The organism is Staphylococcus sp. EG-SA-2, assembly GCF_017152085.1.
Genome location: NZ_JACYHC010000802.1, coordinates 1 through 1,321, shown reverse-complemented (window position 1 = coordinate 1,321; position 1,321 = coordinate 1). Strand labels below are relative to the sequence as shown.

General features: G+C 35.8%; 1 protein-coding gene. It reads left to right on the top strand.

Annotated elements, in window-relative coordinates; genetic code table 11:
* A partial coding sequence (locus IDG60_RS14585; RefSeq protein ID WP_206160836.1) for a GA module-containing protein occupies positions 1 to 1,321 on the top strand: 1,321 nt, incomplete at both ends.

Genomic DNA, 1,321 nt, shown 5'->3' with positions numbered 1-1,321 from the left:
ATAGTATTGCTAACGAAACAACAGTCAAAGCAAGTCAAAACTATACAGACGCAAGTCCGAATAACCAATCAACATATAATAGCGCTGTGTCAAATGCGAAAGGTATCATTAATCAAACTAACAATCCGACTATGGATGCTAGTGCGATTACCCAAGCTGCAACACAAGTGAATAATGCTAAAAATGGTTTAAACGGTGCTGAAAACTTAAGAAATGCACAAAACACTGCTAAGCAAAACTTAAATACGTTATCACACTTAACAAATAACCAAAAATCTGCCATCTCATCACAAATTGACCGTGCAGGTCATGTGAGTGAGGTAACAGCTGCTAAAAATGCAGCAACTGAGTTAAACACGCAAATGGGCAACTTGGAACAAGCTATCCATGATCAAAACACAGTTAAACAAGGTGTTAACTTCACTGATGCAGATAAAGCTAAACGTGATGCGTATACAAATGCGGTAAGCAGAGCTGAAGCAATTCTGAATAAAACGCAAGGTGCAAATACGTCTAAACAAGATGTTGAAGCGGCTATTCAAAATGTTTCAAGTGCTAAAAATGCATTGAATGGTGATCAAAACGTTACAAATGCGAAGAATGCAGCTAAAAATGCATTAAATAACTTAACGTCAATTAATAATGCACAAAAACGTGACTTAACAACTAAAATTGATCAAGCAACAACTGTAGCTGGTGTTGAAGCTGTATCTAATACAGGTACACAATTGAATACAGCGATGGCTAACTTGCAAAATGGTATTAATGATAAAGCAAATACACTAGCAAGTGAAAACTATCATGATGCTGATTCAGATAAGAAAACTGCTTATACTCAAGCCGTTGCGAACGCAGAAAATATTTTAAATAAAAATAGTGGATCAAATTTAGATAAAGCTGCCGTTGAAAACGCGTTGTCACAAGTTGCTAATGCGAAAGGTGCCCTAAATGGTAACCATAATTTAGAGCAAGCTAAATCAAATGCAAACACTACTATAAACGGACTTCAACATTTAACAACTGCTCAAAAAGATAAATTGAAACAACAAGTGCAACAAGCACAAAATGTTGCAGGTGTAGATACTGTTAAATCAAGTGCCAACACATTAAATGGTGCTATGGGTACGTTAAGAAATAGCATTCAAGATAACACAGCTACGAAAAATGGCCAAAACTATCTTGATGCTACAGGAAGTAACAAAACAAACTATAACAATGCTGTTGATAGTGCTAATGGTGTCATTAATGCAACAAGCAATCCAAATATGGATGCTAATGCAATTAACCAAATCGCTACACAAGTGACATCAACGAAAAATGC